Origin of the sequence: Paenibacillus cucumis (ex Kampfer et al. 2016) (genome assembly GCF_019748695.1) — a bacterium.
Lineage (GTDB): Bacteria > Bacillota > Bacilli > Paenibacillales > Paenibacillaceae > Paenibacillus > Paenibacillus polysaccharolyticus.
In genome coordinates, this window is record NZ_JACLIC010000007.1 from 292,003 (window position 1) to 312,238 (window position 20,236).

General features: G+C 46.2%; 16 protein-coding genes. 3 read left to right on the forward strand and 13 right to left on the reverse strand.

What is annotated here, in order from left to right; all coding sequences use genetic code 11:
• Positions 1-33: 33 nt before the first annotated feature.
• Complete coding sequence (locus H7T88_RS04540; RefSeq protein ID WP_221787269.1) at positions 34-1,680, forward strand: RNA polymerase sigma factor; 1,647 nt, start codon at positions 34-36, stop codon at positions 1,678-1,680.
• 125 nt (positions 1,681-1,805) lie between these two features.
• On the opposite strand, the gene H7T88_RS04545 is transcribed toward H7T88_RS04540, so the two are convergent.
• Entirely contained in the window at positions 1,806-2,396 is a 591-nt protein-coding gene (locus tag H7T88_RS04545) for a restriction endonuclease (RefSeq protein WP_090915429.1), read from the reverse strand.
• 239 nt (positions 2,397-2,635) lie between these two features.
• Between H7T88_RS04545 and H7T88_RS04550 the strand changes: the two genes are divergently transcribed.
• On the forward strand, positions 2,636-3,919 hold the full coding sequence (locus tag H7T88_RS04550; protein ID WP_221787277.1) for a PQQ-binding-like beta-propeller repeat protein: 1,284 nt from the start codon (positions 2,636-2,638) through the stop codon (positions 3,917-3,919).
• A 77-nt stretch (positions 3,920-3,996) separates the two neighbouring features.
• Here H7T88_RS04550 and msrA read toward each other — a convergent pair whose 3' ends face one another.
• The 6 genes from msrA to H7T88_RS04580 all read right to left on the reverse strand — a co-directional run bounded on the left by msrA (position 3,997) and on the right by H7T88_RS04580 (position 10,095).
• Positions 3,997-4,512: a peptide-methionine (S)-S-oxide reductase MsrA gene (msrA, locus tag H7T88_RS04555; RefSeq protein WP_154887601.1), complete on the reverse strand. Its 516-nt coding sequence runs from the start codon at positions 4,510-4,512 to the stop codon at positions 3,997-3,999.
• Between the two features lie 224 nt (positions 4,513-4,736).
• The gene (locus tag H7T88_RS04560) at positions 4,737-4,994 is read right to left on the reverse strand and encodes a GlsB/YeaQ/YmgE family stress response membrane protein (protein ID WP_090915436.1); all 258 of its coding nucleotides are present in this window, start codon (positions 4,992-4,994) and stop codon (positions 4,737-4,739) included.
• A gap of 363 nt (positions 4,995-5,357) precedes the next feature.
• Positions 5,358-6,671: an AAA family ATPase gene (locus H7T88_RS04565; protein WP_373323332.1), complete on the reverse strand. Its 1,314-nt coding sequence runs from the start codon at positions 6,669-6,671 to the stop codon at positions 5,358-5,360.
• Positions 6,671-8,122: an RtcB family protein gene (locus H7T88_RS04570; RefSeq protein WP_221787449.1), complete on the reverse strand. Its 1,452-nt coding sequence runs from the start codon at positions 8,120-8,122 to the stop codon at positions 6,671-6,673. Before H7T88_RS04570 ends, H7T88_RS04565 begins: the two co-directional genes overlap by 1 nt.
• A gap of 560 nt (positions 8,123-8,682) precedes the next feature.
• Positions 8,683-9,504: a MeeY/MeeF family manganese export membrane protein gene (locus H7T88_RS04575; protein WP_420848890.1), complete on the reverse strand. Its 822-nt coding sequence runs from the start codon at positions 9,502-9,504 to the stop codon at positions 8,683-8,685.
• A gap of 273 nt (positions 9,505-9,777) precedes the next feature.
• Positions 9,778-10,095 (reverse strand): DUF3817 domain-containing protein, encoded by a 318-nt coding sequence (locus tag H7T88_RS04580; protein WP_244159179.1) that lies wholly within the window; start codon positions 10,093-10,095, stop codon positions 9,778-9,780.
• 206 nt (positions 10,096-10,301) lie between these two features.
• On the opposite strand from H7T88_RS04580, the gene H7T88_RS04585 reads away from it, so the two are divergent.
• The gene (locus tag H7T88_RS04585; RefSeq protein ID WP_221787280.1) at positions 10,302-11,405 is read left to right on the forward strand and encodes a glycosyltransferase family 4 protein; all 1,104 of its coding nucleotides are present in this window, start codon (positions 10,302-10,304) and stop codon (positions 11,403-11,405) included.
• Between the two features lie 14 nt (positions 11,406-11,419).
• Here the strand turns inward: H7T88_RS04585 and H7T88_RS04590 are convergent, their stop codons facing one another.
• The 6 genes from H7T88_RS04590 to pulA (H7T88_RS04615) all read right to left on the reverse strand — a co-directional run bounded on the left by H7T88_RS04590 (position 11,420) and on the right by pulA (H7T88_RS04615) (position 20,068).
• Positions 11,420-11,782, reverse strand: coding sequence for an HIRAN domain-containing protein (locus tag H7T88_RS04590; RefSeq protein ID WP_090915442.1), 363 nt, complete (start codon positions 11,780-11,782; stop codon positions 11,420-11,422).
• 38 nt (positions 11,783-11,820) lie between these two features.
• On the reverse strand, positions 11,821-12,792 hold the full coding sequence (locus tag H7T88_RS04595) for a helix-turn-helix transcriptional regulator (protein ID WP_221787286.1): 972 nt from the start codon (positions 12,790-12,792) through the stop codon (positions 11,821-11,823).
• A 289-nt stretch (positions 12,793-13,081) separates the two neighbouring features.
• Complete coding sequence (locus H7T88_RS04600; RefSeq protein ID WP_221787288.1) at positions 13,082-13,597, reverse strand: hypothetical protein; 516 nt, start codon at positions 13,595-13,597, stop codon at positions 13,082-13,084.
• A gap of 149 nt (positions 13,598-13,746) precedes the next feature.
• On the reverse strand, positions 13,747-14,379 hold the full coding sequence (locus H7T88_RS04605) for a 50S ribosomal protein L25 (protein ID WP_154887590.1): 633 nt from the start codon (positions 14,377-14,379) through the stop codon (positions 13,747-13,749).
• 313 nt (positions 14,380-14,692) lie between these two features.
• Positions 14,693-17,569, reverse strand: coding sequence for a type I pullulanase (gene pulA, locus H7T88_RS04610; protein ID WP_221787290.1), 2,877 nt, complete (start codon positions 17,567-17,569; stop codon positions 14,693-14,695).
• A gap of 324 nt (positions 17,570-17,893) precedes the next feature.
• Positions 17,894-20,068, reverse strand: coding sequence for a type I pullulanase (gene pulA, locus H7T88_RS04615; RefSeq protein ID WP_221787292.1), 2,175 nt, complete (start codon positions 20,066-20,068; stop codon positions 17,894-17,896).
• Between the last annotated feature and the right edge of the window lie 168 nt (positions 20,069-20,236).

Here is a 20,236-nt window from a genome sequence, read left to right on the forward strand (position 1 = left end):
TCAGGAATTACAGATGCAAATATGGAGGAAAAAATGGATTCAATCAGTAATAACGGAAAAGAAGCCGCGGAAGCGATTCGGAGCTATGTCAAACCGATTTTCGGTTATGCGTTAAACCGGGTCAAGCACCGGGCCGAGGCGGAGGATCTGGCTCAGGAGATTATGCTGCAGTTGTTGAAATCCTTCTCTGGGGTGCGAGACATTAGAAGCCTTGACGCTTACGTCTGGACGGTTGCTCGATACACTTGGGTGAATTGGTTGAAAAAGCGCGAGCACGCTCCCCAAGTGATTGAAATCAACGGTATGTCTGAATTATCTGCCGCCCCTTCCCGGGAGCCGCTTGACCGGCTACTGGCAACCGAAGCTTCACGGGAGCTGCGCCGAGAAGTCGCGTTTCTGTCCGACATCCATCGCCGGATCGTGGTCATGCACTACTACGATGAGCTTAAAATCGGCGATATCGCGATTGCTCTGAACATTCCTGAAGGCACGGTGAAGTGGCATTTGAGCGAGGCTAAAAAGAAGTTACGGAAAGGGATGAAACGTATGCGTACAACAGGAACTTTAAGTGTCAATCCGGTCAGCATGGGGGAAATGGGCCATTCGGGTTCGGCCGGCAGACTGGGCGAAACCAACGATTTTCTTGGACGCGCCTTGGCGCAAAATATCGTTTATGCGGCTTATCACAAGGCGCGTACCGTACATCAAATCGCGGAGGAACTGGGAATGCCGCCGTCTTTGTTGGAAGGCGAAGTCCGGCACCTGGCTGATTACAATTTTCTCATCCAAACCTCTCCCGGCAAATACCAAAGCAATACCATCGTCTGGGACCTCTTCGAGTTGGCCGTAGCTGGTCATGCATTTTGGCAAGATTGCGCTGCCGAAGTAGCCGATGTTCATTTTGACGCGTTAATGGAAGTTCGCCATCAAGTCGAGGATAGCGGAGTGTACGTTCCGGATGGCGACTATAACTTCCTGCTCTGGACCTTGCTGCCCAAAAACATCGAGGAGCAATCCTGGCGGAGCATGCCAGCGGGCGAAAACTTCGATGCGGTCGCACCAATTCGAAAAGACGGTGGTCAATATATTGCCTATGCGGCGTTAGATCGAAGCCACTATGCCGATCCGGGTTTTGATATGGGTAGTTACGTCACCTTCGGTCCGTCGCTCCGCTACGTCGAAGACACTCCTTTATACTTATGGCAATTCAATACTTACTGGAGCGACCGCGAGACGGATTGGCGTTTCCTGGAATACCGGAATGTCGAGATTTGTCATGCGTTCCAACAAGGGGAACTGCCCGACAACGAAGAGAACGCCGAGCAGTATTCGTTCCTGCTGGAGAAAGGATACATCCGCAAGACGAAGGAGGGGTACAAGTTCAATGCGGTTTGGTTTGACTCTCCGCAAACGTTGGATCGGTTGAACAAGGCAATGCCGGATTTGTCCGCTCTGTATGCGCCTGCTGTCGGCAAGCTCTATGACAAAATGCTCAACCTGTTCCTGCAAAATCAGCCGAAACATTTGGAGCCGCAGCTTGCTTACATGGTGAGAGGCAACACCGGCGGAGGCCGGCTGGTCGCTTATATTTTGAAGCATTTGATCGATAACGGGAAGCTGAAACCGCCGTTGCCGCACCAGCAGAAGACGATTTCAACCTGGATGGGACCAGTCAAGTAAGTCGCTTCGGAATTGTATACGAAGAACGTATGAAAATGATTGAAAACTACCCATGATGCATGTGCGTCATGGGTAGTTTTCAATCGCAATTATATATGCCGGATTTCTCCTTTACCTTACTGACATCAAGATCGCTTGCGCCGAGACTGCCACGTCTCAATGGGTTCGTGGTCATGCTCTTCGATCAGTTCCATCGCTTCGTCCAGCCTGCGCGACTTAAACAGGGCAATCAGCTCGATCAAGTCCTCGCGATCCAGCAGTTTTACCTCATTCACCGCAGCCAGCGTGCGGCAAGCCTCCGTGTACCGGGCAGAAGTCAGTACAATGGATCGATCCGCCTCATAATAACGAATGGAGGTATAAATCTCTTGCACCGCGCTAAGACCAACAGGATGATTGGCACCGTAGCGTTTGGCCTGTACCACCGTGCGTCTGCCCAGCCTGTCCACAAACACGAGGTCTGCACCGAAATCCCGGCTGCTCGTCGTTTTGTGAACCTCTTCATAACCGAGTCGCTCGAACAGATTGTAGAGATATAATTCAAACTCTGATCCATCCTCCATTTTATCGATATCCTTTATCGTGATTTTCTGGGGATTCGCCTCACTTCGTATGCGTTGCCCACGATAAATGATCCGCCGAGTCATCCAGGTTAACAGCAACAATAGGACAATGCCTGCGATAACCCATAAGATGATGTTTTCACTCCAATTCATGTCGTTTCTCCTTGTCATCGTAACTTCGTATTTCTCTTGTTACAGCCCTAAATATATCAAACTTTAAAGGTCATCTAAAGAAGATGAATTCCCTGTAACTGTTTCACCTCTTTTAACATTGCATTATCACATTCAAGGTGTAAAAAGGTTACAGCGTGTTCGGTTGAATTACACTAGAAATCAATGGTAGAATTCTACAATCGGTGTTATTTTACCGAAGACGAAAGGTGGTTTATCACTTGCATACTACTTATACGAATCGCAAACGCAAATCCACAACTTGGGCCGTTCTTTTGCTCAGTGGCATGCTGCTCTTGAACATGAATACAACTACAGGATACGCGGCGGCGTCCACAGAATCCTTGTCTAAACCGGCATGGACCTCCTCCTCCCTCATGTTAAATGAGGCTAATACGGAGAAAGACGTCATGATCAAGAACATTTACGCTGTACCTGCTAAAAATCTGGTATATGTGCACACTTCTCAGCCCGTAACCAAAACCAGCAGCAAAACAACGCTGGACTGGCAACTCGATTCACTTCAAGCACTGGATGCCAAAACAGGACAGCTCAAGTGGAGCACTATTTTCCATGAGAAAAGTGGCCCTTATACAACCTACTCCAACTCTGTATATGCAAGCAACGGTACGGCCTACGTGTATATGGAGTATTCGGATAAAAGTAAGAAATTATATTCGTTTAATACGTCCGGCAAGACCAACTGGGTGAAAACCGTGAATTCGTCAGCAAACATCTCGCTCATGGATAACGATAATCTACTGGTCGCTACAAGTCAGGGCGTACAATCCAATGGCTCTGTGCGTTCTACCCTTTCTCTTTATGACCAAAAAGGTAAGCTGTTGACCGAAAAAACAATTGCAGGCACTGTACTCAAAGCAGCTCAGGGCAGGATTGTTGTCGATGCGAGCAAACAGGTCAAGTCGGGAAACTTCTGGCAACCGGTTGCCAATCCGAAAGTTGAAATCTATGACACCTCATTAAACCGTCTGTCCTTCTATCAATTCCCGGCTGATGCCAATACACAAGGAGATGGCGGCGGTGAAGCTCTGGCGATTCTGGATGATGGTTCCGTCCTGATGCGTGCCAACTTCGAAACCACCGGCAATCGGTTGATGGGATTTGGTTCGGATGGCAAGCTTGCATGGGGGCGTGCAATCGCTGGGGATGCGTATATTCAAACAGCGGGCAATGGGTACACCGTGCTCACCGGCTCAAAGCTTGAGTTATACACGATGAAAGGCAAAGTGACGGAGCGTATGTTCAAGGATGCTCAGCCTGTGCTCATGCATGTGGACCGAACACAAGACGGGCAATACCAGCTTGATTTTGCTAAAACAGGATATATTCTGAACCCACAGACATTGGAAGACGTGCATGTGTACACCGTCAGCACTGCTGTTCCTTCATTAGAAAGTATCTCCACTTATATGAATGATGTGATCTATTCGATGAAGGGTGAAGCTCTTTCTAAGTATGCACTCAAGTCGTCGTCGCCTAAATAATGAATGTTGCTCTTACCTGACATAGCTTTAGTCAAGAAAAAGCCGGAACAGCTCCTCGCGGTGCTCTCCGGCTTCTTTTATTTCCAATTCTCGTTAATGAATTCGTCCCTACCGGACAGTGCCCGGTCTTCCTTGTAATGCTTCTCGTTTTTCTTGTGATAGTCCTGGTGGTAATCCTCTGCCGGGTAAAAAGTTACGGCATCCCGAATCTCGGTCACGATGGGCTGATTGAACCGTCCACTGGCCGCGAGTTCCTGTTTGGATTGCTCGGCAAGCTGCCGCTGGCGTTCATTGTGTACAAAGATGGCGGTACGATACTGTGATCCTCGATCCTGAAACTGTCCTCCATCATCCGTGGGGTCAATCTGAGGCCAGTATAATTCTAATAAGCGTTCGTAAGGGAATACATCTGGATCAAATGTAATCTCCACGACTTCCACGTGCCCTGTTTCCCCAGTCTTCACCTGCTCATAGGTCGGATTTTCGACATGGCCACCTGTATAACCTGATACGATACCGTGGATGCCTGGTTGTTCCTCAAACGGGGTAACCATACACCAGAAACATCCGCCAGCAAACGTTGCTTTTTCCATCCCATTCAACTCCTCTGATTCAAAACAATATCATGAAAGCATTAGCTCAGACACGCATTCATATTCCTACATTGTAAAACAACAAGAGGTTGATGGAAAGCCACCGCAATGGCTCTTCATCAACCTCTTCATTCAGCTTCGCATGGAAGCATTCATATCGATATGGTTCATACAGCTTTTAGCTGCACCATAACTTCTTAATCAGGAACATCGCTCGCTCTAGTTTACCCGCGGCTGCGTCCCATCGAACGGAAGATCAAGCTGACAATCGCTACAAGCACAATCGCACCAATCAATGCCGGTACAATGTGGAATCCGCCCATCTCAGGACCCATGTCTCCAAGAATGACTCCACCTAACCATCCACCGATAAAACCAGCAACGATATTACCAATAATACCGCCTGGGATGTCACGACCAACAATCAGACCTGCGAGCCAACCAATGATACCACCGATAATTAATGACCATAACCAACCCATATCATTCACCTCTATTTTATAATTTTTGTTGCGTCTGACTACTATTAACCGCTCCGAAGGCATTTAAACAACTGGCATAAAAATTGTTGCATATTACCATTGTCCAAAATGCTTCTTTCTCTGCTAACAGGTGCTCTGCGAGGGCATGACAACAGGCCGTGTCAATTTCCGGCATCTCATCAGCACATGGCTGCGATATGTACCTCCCGAGAGTCATTGTATGTTACCAAAGACAAGGTTAGTATACCCAGTAAAGGTGAATTTATATTTATGGCTCAGAACCATTTATACTCCAAACTTTATAGTCCATCAGAATGGTATCAGTCAACGTATTAGATCAGAAAACAAGACTCATATAACAGATCAATAAAATCCAGCCCTACCCTTGCCCGGTTGTGCAAGCCAATTATGTTTATGACTTTTGTCCAGTTCTCCCCGCATGGACTGAATGACCTGAACAATATCGGTTCGCCCGTTTTGATGCCACTCCAGCGCAACGCTGACATACAATTCGCCGAGTTGGGCAAGCGAGAACGTATCTGTCAAGCGGGCCGCTTCGATCGTCCCTTCTTCACCTGCAAACACGCTAAACCCACGCTGCCGCAAATATTGCAAGCGTAAAGCTTCATCAGGCAGTGGAATCTCATAGGCCCGGTCGAATCGTCCGGCACGGTTCATGAGACCTGGATCGATTTTTTCCGGATAGTTTGTCGTACCGATCAAGAAAATCCCTTCTTTCGACGTCGCACCATCCAATGTATTCAGGAAAAAGGAACGAACTTCATCCGGCATCGAGTCGATATCTTCAATGATCAGCACCATCGGTGCCAGTCGTTTGGCTGCATCAAAAACTTCACGCACAGACTCGCTGTTGGTGTACTCCGTAATTTGCCAATAAGCTGCCGGTCCAGGAATACTGCCTGCTATCGATTTCACCAGCGTTGTTTTTCCGTTCCCTGGATGCCCATAGAGCAGAATACCGCGTTTGTAAGGGATGTCATAGTCCCGGTAAAAGGAACGATCCGCTTCAAAGAACTGATCCAGCGAGCGGAAAATATCCTGTTTGATCTGTGCGGAGAGAACTACATCTTCTCGGCTCACCGAACGAGTTATAGACTCTACATGACGGTCACTGCCATTGCGGGCATCCGTGTAAACCGTTACTTTTTTCATATTTTGCTGACGTTCGCGTTCCCTTACACTTCCCAGGAAATGCTTCATCTCTTCATCCCCTACAGCGAACACAAAGTCTTCACTATAGATCCCGTTCTCTCGGAAAAAAGGTACCCGTACCAAAGCTACGCCCCATTTGGGATAAGCAAATACGTTGTTGCGGATGGAATAATGCACACCATATGTTGGAACATCTCCATCATCATCATAATGAAGAGTCTGAAGCTCGAGATCCTCAAAGATACGAGCAACAAGCTCGACCTCGTCACTTCCGTTCTGCAAGTCTTCCCTTAGCAGTTCCCAATATTCGTTGTTTGGATCAGAACTTGAATACAACTTGTATTCAACGCCGTAACGCTTTAGAAGTGCCTCACCAATTCCCCGAATCAGTCTCGAATAGACCGCGTATCCTTCAACCCGGATACGTGTATCATGCTGTTCGTCGTAGGAATAGATCGCTTTTGTTTCGTTCATTGGATTCATCTGTTTATCGTTATCGTTCATCATTTCGCTCCCTTTACCGCAGCAAGCGGTTTACATTTGGCTACCACTTGAGCCAGTCCGGCGCCGGTAACACTATCTATAATTTCATCAACGTTTTTATACGCCTGAGGTGATTCATCAATAATGGATTCCAAGGATCGCTGGTTCACAACGATCTCGTCCGCCGTTCCTACGCCAAGAGCTGTAGCAAAATCTTCAACCGTCACCAAACGTTTCGTTGCAGTACGTGACCGTACACGGCCCGCACCATGACATATCGAATAATAGTTGTCTGAGCCTTCTGGCTGACCGACCATAATAAACGAAGCCGTCCCCATCGAGCCAGGAATCAGAGCCGGATGGCCTGTAGCCATGTAAGGTTTTGGATTATCCTGGTGGCCTGCAGGCAATGCCCGTGTTGCCCCTTTCCTGTGTACAAACACCGAACCACGCTCTGCATGGGATTCCTCCCAAGCATAGTTATGCATCAGGTCGTACAGTGTACGAAATTCGCATTTTGACCCGAATACATCCCGGAATGCTTCCCGGATTGCATAAGCGATGAGATGGCGATTCACTACGGCATAATTCAATGCGGAATACATCATGTTGACGTAATGGCGGCCTTCCGCATGCTCCAGCGGGGCAAATACCAATCGGGGATCGGAAGTTCCAAGGCCCAGCCGCTGCATGACTTTGGCAATCGCTGTCGAACTTGTCTGGCTAACATATCCGCCCCAAGCGCGGGAACCAGAGTGAATCATAACAGCAATCTGTCCATCATAAAGCCCCCAAGCCTCAGCTACTTCGCGATTTTCCTCAGCAATCTCAATCGCCTGAATCTCGGCAAAATGGTTCCCGCCCCCCAGTGTCCCCAGTTGACGATGCGAACGGTGCCAGGTCATATCCGGAACAAGATTCAGTACATTCTCGTCATACGTAAACTTACTGCTCTCCACATGCGTCAGTGAAGTCGACTTCTTCGGTGTATAGCTATCCGGAATATATTTTTTCGGCAGTCCGTGTAGTCCTTTTTTCACAATATGCTCTAATCTTATATCGGAAAAATGGCCTCGCTGGCTGGCTTCCATCGGTAACACTTTTTCGATCGCTTTAACCAATTTGCGGCGCAGCTTTAAATCTTTCAGATCATCCTTATGCAGATTGGTCAGATGAACTCGCATACCACAGCCGATATCACTACCCACGATCGAAGGTGATACATATCCACTCTGTGCCTCCCATACCACCGTCGTTCCAATACATGTTCCTACACCGACATGCACGTCCGGAGTATAACCCATATAAGAGATATCCGGAATCTGCAAATTATTGTTAGCCATCTCGAATACTTTGTAGTCCAGAGAAGAAAATAATTGCTGTGCCGCATATACGGTAAGTTCTCCCGCTGGTAATTTCACTTGATGGCGATAACCCTCAGTCATGTTGCTAAAATTTCCAACATTGTTCATTTCGTTATTCATAAATGATTGTAATTCCTTCCTGTTCCGTTCAGCAAATATAGTTTGCCGCGTGTTGTTTTGTAAAAAATACATAAAAAAGCCATGGACTGATCGTCCATGGCTTCTACTACATGACAATAACGGATAACAGCACAAATGAGTTTGCACCTGTTATCCATCGCTGGATACCGCGAAGAACACACATTGCCTATAGCGCTACACGCTGTATTCTATAAACAATATGCCCGTTCTTTATGTCGACCGTATGAGGCCAAAAAGACGATGAGCCGGATATACAATTGTGTCGATGCTTCTGTGTCCTAGATTCAATTCATAACCTAACGTCATGTCTCTCGGCCTCCCTTCATCATTGATATGTATATATTAATAGCACATCTTTTCAAATGTCAACCCTTTTCTTGGAAATTAATGCATTCTTATATTCTAACGAATGATGAAAAAGAGGAGGTTGTCCGGGGACATCCTCCTCTTTTTCATCAGTTTATTAGGTTATTCACCGCTGTTTCTGTCATATTCATCAGGCAAACAACATTCTCATGATCATGACCTTAGAGTTTAGCCTGTTCTTGCAATTCTTCCACAGGATTCTCATCTTCCTTCTCAGGTACTTTGGATGAAAGGAACCATCCACATACCGCAATCGTGATCAGTACAACATAAAAACCGATTTTCCATATTTTATTTTCCGGGAAATGCTCATCCAGTACGCCTAAGGAAGGGTGCGCCAATGTAATTACGGACAGCTTAACCCCTACCCAACCTACGATTACAAAAGCAGCAACTTCTAGACCCGGACGCGAATGAAGCAATTTCACGAAAAACGATGCTGCAAAACGCATGATAACGAGCCCGATAAAACCGCCGAGGAAGATGACAATGAACTGTCCACCATCCAAGCCGCCAATTGGCGGCAATCCGCTTGGTGGCAACGCAACCGCCAAAGCAACAGCTGCTAAGATTGAATCTACTGCGAAAGCAATATCTGCGACTTCAACCTTAAATACAGTCATCCAGAATCCAGATTGTTTCTTTGGTTTTTTTGGTGCATCGTCAGCTGCCTCGTCTGTTTTATTTCGACCACTCAATATCTTTTTGACGATATGGTTTATCGAAATGTACAGAAGGTATAATGCCCCGATCGCTTGAACCTGCCACACATCCACAAGGAATGAGATAAGGAATAACGACCCGAGACGGAAAACAAAAGCCCCCATCAAACCATAAAACAATGCTTTCTTACGCTTTTCCTCAGGTAAATGTTTTACCATAATTGCGAGTACCAGGGCATTATCTGCTGCCAGTAATCCTTCAAGGACAACAAGGACTAAAAGTACCCACCCATATTCTAATAACAGTGCTGCATCCAACATTGACTCCTCCTTAATATGCTTATGATGTACAAAAAAAAGGATCTTTACCATGGCTGGTAAAGATCCTTTTATAACCACAAAAAGAGACCTTTACCGAGCATAAAAACTTGGTAAAGGTCTCGCTAACAACAAAATGCTGCCAATAAAGCCGGGGATGTGATCCCGAATTGACGACTTTACTGTAAAAGCTACTCCCCTTTAACAGGAATATGTAGTTTTAGTTGAAACCGGTGAATAACCTGTATACATCATATTTCATAACATAAAATAAAGTCAAGCTTTATTTTCAGTGTTAAGGGCCAATTTTCGAAAAACAAAAAAATCATAAATCATATTGCCCAGCGGTATAAACGAAATGAAGAATAGCGCAATGGGACGGCGCAAACGCCACTTCTGAGTTGTGTATAAAGATACCATAAACAAGAGATGCATCAGAAACAAAAAACCATACAAGTTTCCGAACCAAGTCACCGCTTGAGGCATAACTCCTGCATCCCGAAGGGGAAACGCAACGAACAACAGTAAAATATATGAAATCCCCTGTAACCATAACATTAGCCGGAAACGACCCAGCATTGAACGTAACATCATCTTCCTCCTGCTTCTATGCAATACACGCTAGTTGAACCCTGTACAGTATATCACAAAAGCAGTGTCGATTTGCATCCAGCCAGGCTGTATTATATTCCATGTCATTTGCATGATCCAATATACGTCTCACAGGAGCCAAATATCCACCTCTAACATACAATGCATGAAATGTGTCATGAACATGTCGGACAAGGAGGAGTGGATTCATGAAGATCGTTCTGGTTGCACCAGAGAAGTTACCACTGCCTGGCAATGGTTCCGTGGAAATCTGTATATTAGGTATCGCACACGAACTTGCCCGCCGTCATCAGGTAACCGTTGTAAGTCGTCAAATTAAAGGGCTGCCGGCACTTCAACAGATCGGACAGATAACGATTCAGCGAATCTTTGCATCCAGTATTGTAGATTATACCCGGTCAGTTATTCGTTTGCTTCGTACACTCGATGTTGATGTTATTCAAGTGGATAACAGACCTCACAGCATGGCTACCATTAAACAAGCCTTTCCGCAAACACCTGTTATCCTCTATCTCCACTCACTTACATTTGTTCAACCCGGACCTCGGAAACTGTCTAGTCTGAAAAAAGCGGATTGTATTGCCGTGAACAGCCAATCATTGAAGCGTAGACTCAGCCGCCGTTTCCCTCCTGTAACGAAACGGTTAAATGTCGTTCCGCTAGGTACTGATCTTGACCGTTTCCGACCCGTTGCCAGCAAAGAAGAACGGCTTCACTTGCGAGAGAAGTTTGGAATTACTGATCGTTTTACAGTCCTGTATGCAGGCAGAGTCATCCCTGGCAAAGGGGTCGATATTCTAATTCGTGCTATTGCTTTAGCACAAAAGCAAGTACCTGTCCAGCTGGTCATTGCAGGTAAGGGCCCTCCAAAGTATGTACGCTCATTACGTAAACTGACACAAAAACATAACGTTCATGCCGCCTTTTTAGGGCAGATGAATCATGAACAGATTGATCAGCTCTATCGAAGTGTAGACTGCCTGGTCTGTCCTTCACAGAACCACGAGGCCTTTGGCTTGGTGAATGTAGAAGCTATGGCCTCCGGCATTCCTGTCATCGCTTCGGATAATGGGGGTATAAGGGAGATTATCCATTCGGGAATGAACGGATACTTGATATCAGAGTATAAGCACCCTCAGCAGTTTGCTTCATCCTTGCGTCAATTGGCCACACGACCTGATCTTGTGCAATCCATGGGAAGAAGTGGCCGCGAAACAGCAAGTTCTCATTTCAGTTGGTCAAGAACCGCTCTCTACTTGGAGGCAGCTTACACAAGGCTCATCCGTTCATGAGCCTTTTTTCTTGATCAGGCTTTCTCACGGAACTGCCATTCCGTAATAATAGAGTCCATCTGAGATACAGGTACATGCATGATTTCGATCAGTTCAATAATTACCATATCCTTCATCATAAATCTTACTTTTGCACAAGTTTGTTGGTAGAAGACATCGTAGAATCCCGCACCAGTCCAGCATCCATGAGGTACCATAGCAGCATGGTTTACGATATACCCCACCTCCCCTATTGGGGGGATAACCACTTTAATGGCTTGATGATCCAAGCGATTATCCGGGTCCTTTACAAGATAGAGTGTATCCCCCACATGCAGAGCTTGTGCTCCATGATAGTTTTCCATGCCCATCAAAGCGGCAAAAATTTTGTTACTCATACGAATGCTCCTTTTTACAGATATTCCTTGGCTTATGGCTATAAAGCCTCTTCATCTTTATAGTGCTCCAACCATTCCAAAAGTTGTTTGCGAATCTCTCTCCGATACTCGCGAGGTTCAAGTACCTCAGCCTCAGCACCGAACTGATATAACCATTGCAAAAATTCACGACTGCTATTCAGTGTTACTTCGAATAACAAACCACCATCCATAAGATCTGTCATTCGTGGACGAACAAACATCTCTTCTTCTTTTATGTAAGGGGCCACCTTTTCGGAGAATCTTACCTTAAAATGAATATGCTCGTCCCCTCGGTCAACAGACCAAGTATTCTTCATATACTGAGTGATATTGAAATCACCCATATCAAATGCAGCATTGGTTCTTGTTACATCCAGGAAGCGGCTAATGCGAAACAATCGAACTTTCTGCTGTAGATGACAGTACCCAATCAGATAAAAACGTTGATCACGCGGTACGAGATAATAAGGGTCTATTTGCCTAACCGTAATCTCGTTATTCGTGAGCGTATGATATTGCGCTTGAATCGTCCGTCCATCTAGAATCGCTTCGATAATGGGAATTAACAAGTTTGGATCCTTTCCTTCTTCACGGTAAGCAGGTATCCCCATCCGAATAATTCCTGCAATATTTTCCACAATTTCACTGTTCCTTGTTTTTAGTTTGGTATGTGCCGATATAACCTTATCATATGCTGAGTCAAATTCAGCAGGTAATTTTGTAGTATCGACTAAGGCCGGAAGCATACAGAATAGCATGGCTTCCTGTTCGGTAAAATCTAAAGGATACATGGCAAACTCACCGATAAATCGATAACCCTTTCCATATCCTTCGTTCATTATGGGAGCAACCCTGTCCAAAATCCGGAGATCGCGGTAGATTGTGCGCACCGTTGTACCACATTTCAGCGCCAATTCCTTTGCAGAGATTCCGGGATTAGCTTGTATAGCCTGAAGTATACGCAGCAGACGAATTAATTTCTCTGTCATGTAGTTTCTCCCCTTCGATATTTTATCGGCAAGGAAAACTAGTTCCTTTAGTTCATATATAAATCTTTAGTCCCAATTGATTTTTCGCAATTTCACCTTTTATTTATAGTCCAATTGCACTTTTCCCCTCTCTAAATATACCTTCTCTTACTTGCTTGCGTAAATTAATAACCCAAAATCTAATTTTCCTATGCCTGAAAGCCTATACAAATATCTAAAAAAAATACAAAAAAAGCCCTGATCTCCAAACGAGACAAGGCTTCAAAAAGTTCTATTTGTCATATTTTTATTAGTTTATTTCCCTCAACTTGTTCAGCACGTGAACCATGCAATCACATAACACTGGAATATCATGCATTTGATCCTCATTCACATGCCTTCCGAAATATATATTGGCAGAAACGTTAAATGATACCGGAGCTTCTCCAAAAAGGTAGTGGATATGCTGAACTATCCGCTGATCGGGCCAATTTTCCTGCATGATCGACTGGACGTTGTGACAACGTGGCTCCAGTTCTTTAGTTACCCACGCAAAGCGAAGCTCCAGTTCGCAGCCGGGATGGCTGCCTGGGGTCTGAAGAATCTCTGCGGCTATAGCCTGCAGCGAACTTCTCATTACCACTTCGGCAGTAACAGCCGTATGATTTCTTAGGCAGAACCGCAAGGTGAATTCCCGGGACATGCTTGCCATTTCTAATTGATCCATGCGATGGGTAATGTGAATGCTCTCATCCAGATTGTCCAGGTCATAGAGGTAATTCTCGAAAGCTACTTTTAAATTATCGTATATCGTGGGGTCAAACATAGGGCAAACCTGCTTTCTTTTCGATTTCATCTATCTTCACGTTGTACCACAAATACGCTCCTTAAATCCATATGAAAAAGCCCAGCCCACAAGAAGTGGACTGAGCTTGGACCTGATTTACGCAGAATTTTTGAAATTCCAGCGTTCGCCTATTCTTCTGCAGATTGACCTTCTTCTGCTTCTGGGGCCGCTTCATCAGCAGAAGCGGTTGGTTCCTCTTCAACAGCTTGCGGTGGCATAACCGAAGCCACGATAGAATCTGGTGATGTCACGAGCGTCAAACCTTTATCCAGTTTAATATCGCCTGCTGTCAAGCGGTCACCAATTTCCAGACCACTGACGTCGACTTCGATCGAAGTTGGCAGATCTGCTGGCAAACCTTCAACCTCCAGTTGCGTTTCTTGCGTCTGGAAGACACCGCCTGCTTTGGAACCAGCAGCAGTACCTTGGAAATCAATCGATACACTAACGCTAATCGGTTTATTTTTCGAAATTTGTAAAAAGTCAACGTGTAGTAGACGTCCATTACGCTCCTGCTGATCCTTGATCAGTACAGGAACGGTTTTTCCGCCCTCTACACTAAGGTTAAACATCTCTGAGCGGCCTGTACGAGCCATTTTCAGCATTTCTTTTTCATCCACATGTATGGCGGCACCTTCTTGTCCCGGTCCGTATACTACGGCAGGAACTCGTCCACCTTGTCTTAACAGGCGCAATGCTGCACCTTTCTTTTCAGTTCTTGGCGTTGCTGTAAGTTGAGCCATTTTTCCGTTGGATTTCATGGTTGAACATCCTCCTTCAAGGGATCCCTACTTTGGTTTTGTTGGCAAGCTCTACGGCTTCTCTCATAGACCAAAACGGTCTTTTTTCTGAGGCCATATGTTGGGCCATATGTTGGGCCATATGTTGGGCCATATCTATATTTACCCCAATGATCCGGCATCTAAAACATAAATCCGGAGTTTTTTATCCTTTTTTTGTAATTATATGTGTTTTGGAGCATAAGAAAACAGCCGGAATTCCTTCCGACTGTAAGATTAGTGCTTGGAGTGATGAAACGAATTACCTGTTCAAAACATTACAGAGAAGCACACATCATGCACTATTCAGATCATCCTTTTCAGGATTTTCTCGCACAATCTGCATTTCATCTGACCCACTTTGTACCATAATCTGCAGGTCACCATCCTCAGGCATGATATCCACATAGCGATCTCCACAAGTGTCCTTGGCCTCCCACTCATTCAGCCTGATGACAAAACCCAGATGATGCAGACCAGGAGCTACGCGGAACCGTGCTTTCGCAACATGGCCTGCCCGCTCCAAGCGAATGGCTCCATCCTCCATACCCGTTCCCCATACCCAAACATCCCAGCCGTCATAACAGCCATCAGCGCGTTCATAACAGATGGTCACGGTTCGTGACAGGTATCTGTGAACCGTAACCGCATATGCCGCACGAACGGAGCCTATTTCTGCGATGATCATGGATTTCCCCGAAGTCAGCGCCCTCACGATTCCCGCTTGGCTTACAGCAGCTACATCCGAATGAGCAGAACTCCAGCGAATATGAGCATCTGTAAGTGGCTGCCCATATTGATCCAGCACCAACGCACGGAAACGACTAACTCGAGTTGTATATAGCACTGGTTCACCTATGATCTCGATTCGCTCAGCGTAGCGGATATCAACCTGAACGGTACAAGACGCTGTGATCGAACCGACGCTTGCCGTAATTGACACTACACCACGACTCAATGTACGAATAGTGCCATCTTTTTCTATACGAACCATGTCTGGATCAGAAGAGTTCCATACCACAGGTACATTTTCCAATACATTGCCGATATGATCCCTCACCGTTGCTCGTAGCTGAGAAGTTTCCTGCGGAGCAAATACCCTGCGCGGAAGAGCGATTTGCAGTGCAGCCGGTTCTGACTGGGGCGTGAGCTCCTTGTCGTACAGAACCATAAGCGACCAACGTTCCATCTGAACCTCCCCCGTAACCGTCTCGATCACGTCGGTTCCAGCGGTATGATGATTCACAACAACCTTCCACTCACCCTCATCCAGGTGTAAGGTCTGAGATTCCTCCGAGCCGTTATAGATAATCATAATCCGATGCCATGAATCTTCGTTCGCTCCATGTTCAAGCATATAGGCAACAACGTTTCCATCCATCCGAATGAAGCGGAGATGTCTGCGAATCTGTTCTGCCTCAATCATACGGAACGCCGGATGGGTGCGCCGCAAGTGGATCAGCCCACGATAATAGTCAAATACAGGCCTGAATCGGGCTTTATTGGCCCAAGTGATCGTATTTACCGCATCACCGCTTCGATAACTGTTATGATCTCCAGCCTTGGATCTTAACATCTCATCACCGGCATGTAGAAACGGTATTCCCTGTGAAGTAAGCAGGATGCCAGATGCAAGAATGGAACGGCGAACCATTTCATTATGCAATACATCTGCTTCATCGACATATCGATACGGATCTGCAGCCTTAACAGCCGACTCGGCACTGCCTCCCTCCACAGGCTGTCCGTCTTTCCATACAGGAAAGCCCAGATCATGTCTAAGATGGAGCGAGGTAGTCATTTTATCCCAGAGATTCAGGTTATCATGGGCGGTCACATAATTAACGGTTTCGGCGGGGGATGAGGTGAAGTCATCCAGTGCTCCCGCAACACCTTTGCTTATTTCATATTCCAAGCCGCCGGCACCTGTGATGAATCCTCTACTGCTACCGTCACTGTCTCCTTTAATCGCACCGCGAAAATGATCATTGAATACAGCAAATCCTTTGCCTCTCTGTGTTCCCTTGAGGGTTTGACGAGCCAGCGGAGAGTCGCCTCCCATCCACGGCTCTCCATAGATCAGAAAGGTAGGGTCTATCTTTTCTTTTAACTGACGGGTAAGCTCACTCATCGTGTCCAGATCAATCAGTGCCATCAGATCAAACCGGAATCCGTCAATATGATATTCTTCTGCCCAATAGCGTAAGGAATCCAGAATATATTTTCGTACCATAGGACGCTCTGTTGCCAGTTCATTCCCTACACCTGAACCGTTGCTGAGTGTACCATCTTCATAATAACGATAGAAGTAACCTGGCACGATTCGCTCAAAAGGGCCTTTTTCCACACTGTACGTATGGTTGTACACGACATCAAGCACAACACGGATCCCTTGCTGGTGCAAGGACTGAATCATCGCTTTGAACTCCCGAATACGAACAGCAGGATCTCGGGGATTCGTCGAATAGGAACCCTCAGGTACATTATAGTGTTGCGGATCATAGCCCCAGTTATAGGGTACTTTGGCCGTTGGATCGGTGTTCGCTACTGCGAGTTCATTTACCGTCTGGTAATCGGCCACAGGCAGCAGATGTACATGGGTAATACCCAGTTCAACCAAATGATCGACGCCAATTCGGTTGCCTGTCTCATCGGTAAGCCCGGTAGCCGTAAAAGCCATATACTTTCCTTTGTACGGAAGTTCGGCCTGAGGATCGGAAGAGAAGTCTCTTACGTGCAGTTCATAGATGATCGCATCAACCGGGCTTACAAAGGCGGGCTTTACATCTTGATCCCATCCCTCTGGATGAGTCATATTCAGATCAATGATCGCCGTCCGTTGCCCATTGGCTGTAACTGCTCTGGCGTAAGGGTCCGCTACTATTTCTACCCGTTGATCATGATGAACGATGCGATACATATAAAAGTGTCCTGCCCAGTCGCCCGAAAGAGTCCGTTGCCAGATCCCGTCCGGGTCACGTGTCATCTCAAATGCCTGACCATCCTCATGATGGGACACTTCGCCAAGATCGTTATACTCTCCCTCATATTCGAAAACTAATATATTAACCAGCTGTGCTGTAGGCGCCCATACTTTGAACGTACTCGCAGCACTGGTATAAGTTAAGCCAAGATCGTTGCCTTCATAACAAAAAGAAGTCCATTCCGGCATCGTTCTCACCGCCTTTATATCCTTTAATTTCGTATTGTCCCGATGTTACGAAGTGGGACGCCTTTTGTCAACCCGGGGTTGTCTGTACTCAACATATCGGTTAGATCGAAACAATTGATGAGCAATCGCTTTCATCTATCATATGTAAACAAGCGCAGCGGTTGACAACGTATGTACCTATGGAATCAAAAAAACACCCTCTTTTGATATCAAAGAGAGTGTTCTACTGTGTGACTTTTAAACTGAAATACATCGTTATGACTCACTGCCCTGTTGTTAGATAAAAACAGACATTTTGTCATCCTTGTACAAGCCTGACTTTCTTCAAGAGGACTGCGAAAATAATACGGTCATGGATAACATGCTGACCTGTACTTGATTGTTGTTAGTCTCTTGATTGTCTGAGCTGCTCTTGGTGCTCTTTTTGCTATGCTGAGTCTGATCGTGGATGTTATTGTTGCCCTCCATTTCCTCCGTAACCTCGATGGTACGAAGCGTATTTACACCAGCCTGTCCTTCTTCAACAACCACTCTCCATGTGCCTGAAGGGATAGAGATCCGATGAGATTCTTTGGTCGCATTGTAGATCACGATAATCCGTTGCCATGCATCATTCACATCTGCACCCTGCAACTCGAATGCTAAAAGTCCTTTATCTTTTTGCAAAAGTCGAACATGCTTCTCAATCGCTTCGCGTGTACGCAGGCGAAAAGAAGGATGCTCCCGCCGCAGGCGAATCAGGCCACGGTAATAGTCGAATACGGGCTTAAATCGTTGCTTCTGATCCCAATGTATGGCGTTGACTACGTCTCCACTCTCATGACTGTTAGCGTCCCCGTATTTACTTCGTAATATCTCATCTCCTGCCGCAATCAGCGGAACACCTTGTGAGGTAAGTACAATACCGTTTGCAAGAAGGCAGCGTCTCACGGTTTCGTTTCCGAGCACATGCGCTGGATCGATCTGAAGATAAGGATCAGCCTGTCGCACAGCCTCTTCCACATTGTCGAACCCCCGGATACTCCCATCCTCATCATACGTCAGAAAGCCTAGCTTATCTTGTAACCCTTGCGTACGGGCCACCTTATCCCACAGATTAAGATTGTCATGTACAGTTACATAACTAATAGTCTCAGATGGACCTTCCGTAAAATCATGAATAGACCCTTGCACGCCTGTCCATAACTCCGCTTCTTTCCCGTCTTCACCCGTCGCAAAACCTTTGCCGTCCCCATCACTGTCTCCTTTAATGACACCACGGAAATTATCATTAAACACGGCAAAGCGTGATCCGCGCTGTGTTCCTTTCAAGGTCATCTCATCACCCAAAGGTGATTCCATTGCTCCCCAAGGTTCGCCGTATAACAAAATGGAGGGAGATACCTCAGTATGAAGCTCGGATGCGAGCTGTTTCATCGTCGTAACATCCATCAGCCCCATCAGATCAAAACGAAAACCGTCCACATGATATTCCTCTGCCCAGAAACGCACCGAATCGATAATAAATTTACGTACCATAGCTCGTTCTGTTGCCACTTCATTGCCTGTGCCTGAACCGTTACTGTACGTTCCGTCGGCATGCTGACGATAATAATATCCGGGAACGAGCTTCTCAAATGAACTCTCCGCTGTATCAAACGTGTGGTTGTACACGACATCCATAATGACACCTATCCCTTTACGATGAAGTGCAAGCACCATGGACTTGAATTCACGAATTCGCGTTACGGGTTCATCTGCGCGTGATGCATAAGATCCTTCCGGAACATTGTAATGTAGTGGATCGTAACCCCAATTATAGTTAGAGGCATCCTTAGGATCATCATCTACCTTCGCCTCGTCTACCGTAGCAAAATCAAATACAGGCAACAGGTGTACATGTGTAATGCCTAGTTCAACCAAATGATCAATTCCAAGCGTATTACCTGTTGCATCTTGAAGCCCAGTCTCGGTGAAAGCCAGATACTTTCCTTTGTTCGCAATCCCGGAAGAAGCATGAATGGAGAAATCCCGGACATGTAGCTCATACAGGACAGCATCCGTGGGATGACTCAATTCGGGACGTTTATCCTGTTGCCAACCCTCAGGGTGAGTCTCTTGCATGTCCACAATAACACCCATTTCACCGTTCATGGTTACGGCCCGCGCGTAAGGATCAACCGCGATCGTTGAAGTTCCATCGGCAAAAGTTGGCTTGAACATATAGCGATAACCTCGTAAATCCCCTTCCACTTCTAAAACCCACACATCCTGTTCACCGGAATGCATTGGGATGTTGCTCTGCTTCAACGCGTTCGGGATGTCATCGGGACTTCCACCTGTGAGGGGTGGGTACAGAAGCAGTTCCATTTGAATCGCAATGGGAGACCAAACTTTGAAAGAACAAACAGCCGGTTGAAGGGTAACCCCCAGATCCCCCCCTTTATATGTACTCGTGATCGAAGCTATATCTGTTTTCCGGGCAATCTGCTGTTGCTGTTGTTGAACTTCGTCAATCATATCAATTCCCCTCTCGGTGAGCGTCGTATGTTATTCATGTAAAACGGAATGTAGAGCGTAGTGTCGAGTGAGTATCAGGAAAGTGCTCCTTACCCTTTATACCCGTTCAACGGATCAAGCATAATCTGTTTATACAAAAAAGAAGTAGCCGTGACGCAGACTCACATC

Coding starts and splice junctions, on each gene's coding strand:
- H7T88_RS04590 (WP_090915442.1), bottom strand. CDS start 11,782: ATGAGTAACAAAATTTTTGCCGCTTTGATGGGCATGGAAAACTATCAT.
- H7T88_RS04570 (WP_221787449.1), bottom strand. CDS start 8,122: ATGAACAATGTTGGAAATTTTAGCAACATGACTGAGGGTTATCGCCAT.
- H7T88_RS04585 (WP_221787280.1), top strand. CDS start 10,302: ATGAAGATCGTTCTGGTTGCACCAGAGAAGTTACCACTGCCTGGCAAT.
- H7T88_RS04565 (WP_373323332.1), bottom strand. CDS start 6,671: ATGAACGATAACGATAAACAGATGAATCCAATGAACGAAACAAAAGCG.
- pulA (WP_221787292.1), bottom strand. CDS start 20,068: ATGATTGACGAAGTTCAACAACAGCAACAGCAGATTGCCCGGAAAACA.
- H7T88_RS04595 (WP_221787286.1), bottom strand. CDS start 12,792: ATGACAGAGAAATTAATTCGTCTGCTGCGTATACTTCAGGCTATACAA.
- H7T88_RS04600 (WP_221787288.1), bottom strand. CDS start 13,597: ATGTTTGACCCCACGATATACGATAATTTAAAAGTAGCTTTCGAGAAT.
- H7T88_RS04545 (WP_090915429.1), bottom strand. CDS start 2,396: ATGAATTGGAGTGAAAACATCATCTTATGGGTTATCGCAGGCATTGTC.
- msrA (WP_154887601.1), bottom strand. CDS start 4,512: ATGGAAAAAGCAACGTTTGCTGGCGGATGTTTCTGGTGTATGGTTACC.
- H7T88_RS04560 (WP_090915436.1), bottom strand. CDS start 4,994: ATGGGTTGGTTATGGTCATTAATTATCGGTGGTATCATTGGTTGGCTC.
- H7T88_RS04605 (WP_154887590.1), bottom strand. CDS start 14,379: ATGAAATCCAACGGAAAAATGGCTCAACTTACAGCAACGCCAAGAACT.
- H7T88_RS04575 (WP_420848890.1), bottom strand. CDS start 9,504: ATGTTGGATGCAGCACTGTTATTAGAATATGGGTGGGTACTTTTAGTC.
- pulA (WP_221787290.1), bottom strand. CDS start 17,569: ATGCCGGAATGGACTTCTTTTTGTTATGAAGGCAACGATCTTGGCTTA.
- H7T88_RS04580 (WP_244159179.1), bottom strand. CDS start 10,095: ATGATGTTACGTTCAATGCTGGGTCGTTTCCGGCTAATGTTATGGTTA.
- H7T88_RS04540 (WP_221787269.1), top strand. CDS start 34: ATGGATTCAATCAGTAATAACGGAAAAGAAGCCGCGGAAGCGATTCGG.